Origin of the sequence: Hyalangium sp. (assembly GCF_035629615.1) — a bacterium.
Taxonomy (GTDB): domain Bacteria; phylum Myxococcota; class Myxococcia; order Myxococcales; family Myxococcaceae; genus Hyalangium.
Genome location: NZ_DASPHO010000189.1, coordinates 1 through 3,766, shown reverse-complemented (window position 1 = coordinate 3,766; position 3,766 = coordinate 1). Strand labels below are relative to the sequence as shown.

The 3,766-nt window shown below is 63.9% G+C and carries 4 protein-coding genes; all 4 read right to left on the bottom strand.

Translation table 11 applies throughout. The features are described from left to right. Positions 1-336: 336 nt before the first annotated feature. Entirely contained in the window at positions 337-1,143 is an 807-nt protein-coding gene (locus tag VD972_RS09775; RefSeq protein WP_324984350.1) for a hypothetical protein, read from the bottom strand. Continuing rightward, positions 1,140-1,871 carry a hypothetical protein gene (locus VD972_RS09770; protein WP_324984348.1) on the bottom strand — a complete coding sequence of 244 codons (732 nt, stop codon included), beginning with the start codon at positions 1,869-1,871 and terminating at the stop codon, positions 1,140-1,142. The genes VD972_RS09775 and VD972_RS09770 overlap by 4 nt, the downstream gene beginning before the upstream one ends. A 73-nt stretch (positions 1,872-1,944) precedes the next feature. Continuing rightward, positions 1,945-2,199: a hypothetical protein gene (locus VD972_RS09765; protein WP_324984345.1), complete on the bottom strand. Its 255-nt coding sequence runs from the start codon at positions 2,197-2,199 to the stop codon at positions 1,945-1,947. Between the two features lie 357 nt (positions 2,200-2,556). Beyond that, the coding region (locus tag VD972_RS09760) for a serine/threonine-protein kinase (protein ID WP_324984342.1) at positions 2,557-3,766 on the bottom strand (1,210 nt) is incomplete at its 5' end.

The following is a 3,766-nucleotide window of genomic DNA, read 5'->3' as shown; positions in this document are numbered from 1 at the left end:
ACACCGCGGGAGTCGGATCTCCGGGAGAAAGGCGAAGGGTGATTCCGCATCTGAGAGAGGGCCGGCATCATCCGCTCCCTCATCGAAGGGCATGGCGACGATGGGCGCCCGTTCGTCCAGTGCATCGCCGCCCCGTCGGCGGTGTTCAACGGGAGAGACGGGGCAGGTTTGCTGAAGTTGTTCCCTGCCTGTGTGCCCCAAAAGTCGTTCAACGTCGAGTCGTAGCGGCCCGAGGATGTCGTCTGCGCGCACGTAGCGCTATCCCAGAGCAGCCCCACGTCAAGCTCGTTGCCGGCGGCCAGCACCGCTGCGGTAATGACTGCGCGACGCAACTGCTCAGTGCAGGAATGACGTCTGCGATCCGCCGCCGGTGCTGCCGATCCGGCGAATCTCTTCTATAAACCGAGTTCGTTCCGACCGATTGTCGATATCTACGATCATGTCAGCAGCCGTTCTCAGCACAGACTGAGCCTCTGTGAATCCGGCTACTGGCCCCATCACATAGGCTATGAAACGGGGATGTCTTTTCGCTGGGGACAGTTCGAGGAGCTTTCTCCAGGCGAGAAACGTTTCGCTGATGCTTGTGAGATCTTGGGACAGGTTCGCACGGGTTGCGATGACTGGTTCCATCAAGAGCACCTCTGACTTTCCAGAGACGTAGTGCGAAATGTCGTTCGCCGCCTTTGCGGCTACGCCGGGAATGCCCTCCGTCTTCAGGTGCCGATGAACAATCTCGCCCACGCCATAGTGTTGGAGTACTTGGTATCCGAGTGTTTCCCTGTGTGGGCCGCGAGGCTTCGTGTCCTTTTGGTCGTCGGGGTCATCTAGTCGCGGGAGCACCATCGCCTCTACCCATGCAGCGGGGTCAGAGACGCCTGTTGGCACTTCTATCTCTTCGCCCAGAACAGCCTGAGGCCCGATGGAGAACGGGAGGCGGTCGAATCGTTCAGTTGCCGAGAGTCGCTCCAGAATCATCTGCATCGTGGAGTACGCCCGCAGACCTCCTGCGCACGCCACACCAGGGAGCGAGCGAGCTCTTGCCAGTTCCCACCGCCCGTTTACGTTGACGATCGCGGCGATGGCGATGCGGCTACCCGCGAAGGGGTCTGGCACGAAATGAACGATGCGGAAGCGCGCACTCATGGTCTCTGCTCGATGCTCTGTAGGTACTTCTCCGTCAGGTCTGGCGCACCCTTCATCCGCGCGGACAGTGCCTCCAAGAGTATTCCGTCCTTAGGCTCTCCCGCAATCTGGCATGCCTCTTCGACAAAACGCCTGAGGAGATACGGGCTGAAGGTGGTAGCCTGGAGGGCTGTCGCACGGGCCTCGTCGGCCACGAGTTCTACGGGAATTCCCCGAGCGAGCTTCGCGATGCTCGGCAGCGCCATCCCGGCCTGCGCGAAGGACTCCGGGAAACCGATGAGCGCTCCCCCTGTATCGATCGCCCAGGCAACGAGGTTGTACTGGTCGGGGTTGGGTTGCAGGAGGATGTTTCCCTCATGGCGATCCTCGTTGAGAATAACCACGTCGAGAACCAGCATCCTGCCAAGTTCCTTGGCGTTCTTGATGAAGTGAATGCTCGACGGATGCCAGTGCGTGACGCCATCCACACGAAGACTGAGCCACGAGAGCCCGTCCCCTTCGCCTCCGATCGCACCATCTGGCGTTCGAACCCCGAGCGCTCTGGCGAGAAGCCATCCCAGTGCTTCGGCAAGGAGCGGTTCGTGCACGGTATGAAGGACGGACTTCCGGATCCACTTTCGCCCCGAGGAGTCCATTGCATAGGTGGGCTCGCTGGCGGTCATCACAGGAACGCGCTCGAAATCGACGAGTCCCTCCACACGCTCAATCTGGCCGACTATGAGGTCCATCGAGCCTGGTCCCACCCTCAAAGCCAGGCTGGAGGCACTGGCGCCGCGGCGGACCTTAGAGGACTGCAGCGCATCAGAAAAGCCCCAGCTGGCGACCCTCCTGAGCAGTGGCGCGCTGTCCTACTGCCCAGTCGTTCTGAGGTCCCTTCTCGTGCGGTATGGCCCGGAGCAAGGTAAAGGTCAGCAGCGGGCGGTGCGCGGGGGGATCGTCGGTGAGGCGCTCAAAGGCTTGAGCCAGGCGCTCCACTTCGTGGCGAAGTCCCGCCACCTCGGTGTCCAGCGGCCTCTTGGCGCCGGTCTGCTCCATCTCCACCAAGGCCGCGCGCACGCATAGAGAGGCAGCGTCCGCCTGCACTGCCTAGAACTATGCGCGGTCCTCAGGCGTTGGCGGTCCGCCGCATCCTGGCGGATCGTCATCACGCCCCACATGGCGCGAAGCCTACCAGCGTGAGGCAGGCGGTAAGCAGGAACGGAGGGGCCAGCCACTGCGAGGGCTGAGAAGGGTCAGACGGGGGCATACCCGGGAGAAGGGGCGACCGTCCCAGCCGGCCGCATGGACGACTCGTCCCCCCCCGTATCGAGGTGCATGGCAGGTTCCTCGCGCGGTCCGGTAGCCTCTCGTGCCGTCCACCGAAAGGTGCTTCACCTTGATGAGCGTTCGGGAGAATCATGCAGGAAATCCGCCTCACTGATCCTGGCCGGTGGTGGTCGGGCGAGACGGCGAGAAGGAGGGCCAGTAGCACCGCTTCTTCCACTCGTACGTGCGCTCAACGCAGGGTGGGTTCTCACTTCCAAGGAGGAGCCAGCAGGCATCGTTGATCTCGACCTCAGGCCTCTTACAGGGAGGCACGCGCTGGCTGGGCAGCGGCCTCTTCGGCACCTCCGCGCCAATCCCTTCATACGAGGCCAGGGGCTCCCAGGCACTCACAGGCTCGGAGCGCGCATCCTCCCCCAGCCCCGCCGTCGTGCCCTCCTGAGCAACGGACTGAACCGCTCGAGTGAGCGCTCTCGCCAGGGCAGTGGGTGACCCTCCCGGCGGAGCCAGGAAGAGCCCCCATGCACCAGCGGTCAGCACCCCACTCACTGCCACCGTCGCGAGATACTTCCTCCACTCAAAGGGCCGAGGCGCAGCATCCGCCCGTGGGGTGATGGGTCGGTCTGCTTCGCGTCCAGCCCTCTCCGCCGCGAGGTCCAATCCCAACGCCAGCTCCGCAGCACTACCTCGGTCCTCAGGCTCCACGGAGAGCATCTGGCGAATCCACTTCGCCAGCTCCGGAGCCAGGTGCACCAGGTTCTCCGCGTGCACCAGCGACGGGAAGCGCGAGAACACGTCATCTTCGTCGTCCGTGTCCTGCTCGTCAGCAATGAGCGGGTACCTGCCCGCCACGAGCCGGTACGCGGTGACCCCCAGTGCGTAGAGGTCATCCGCAGGGGTGGCCTCGTAGCGAACGGGGGCCTGGTGCCGGAACTTCCATTGGTGGAGCTGGGACTGAGGGCTCTGGTACTGGGGAGTGCTCGGGGGCTCGGACTGGCGGGTGAGAATGGGAGCACCTCGATAGGTACATGAGCCGAAGTCGGCCAGCACCACGCTCCCGTCCGTCGGGCGCACCAGCACATTGTCGCCCTTGACGTCGCGATGGTGACCGCCAGCGGCGTGAACGGCCTGAAGGGCGCGGGCGATCTGAGCCAGCAGGCGCAGCACCTCTCGGGAGGAGCGCGGTTGGAGGCGAGCCCATGAATAGAGGGGCAGGCCGTCGACCCAATCGATGACGAGGAAGGGAAAGTGCGCGCCGTCCGACCTCGTCCACTCGCCGGAGTCATGCAGACCGGGCACATGGGGGGAATGGATGCGCGAGAGCAGCTCCACCTCCAACGCGAAGCGCGGATCCGAGGCC

Coding starts and splice junctions, on each gene's coding strand:
- VD972_RS09775 (WP_324984350.1), bottom strand. CDS start 1,143: ATGAGTGCGCGCTTCCGCATCGTTCATTTCGTGCCAGACCCCTTCGCG.
- VD972_RS09770 (WP_324984348.1), bottom strand. CDS start 1,871: ATGGACCTCATAGTCGGCCAGATTGAGCGTGTGGAGGGACTCGTCGAT.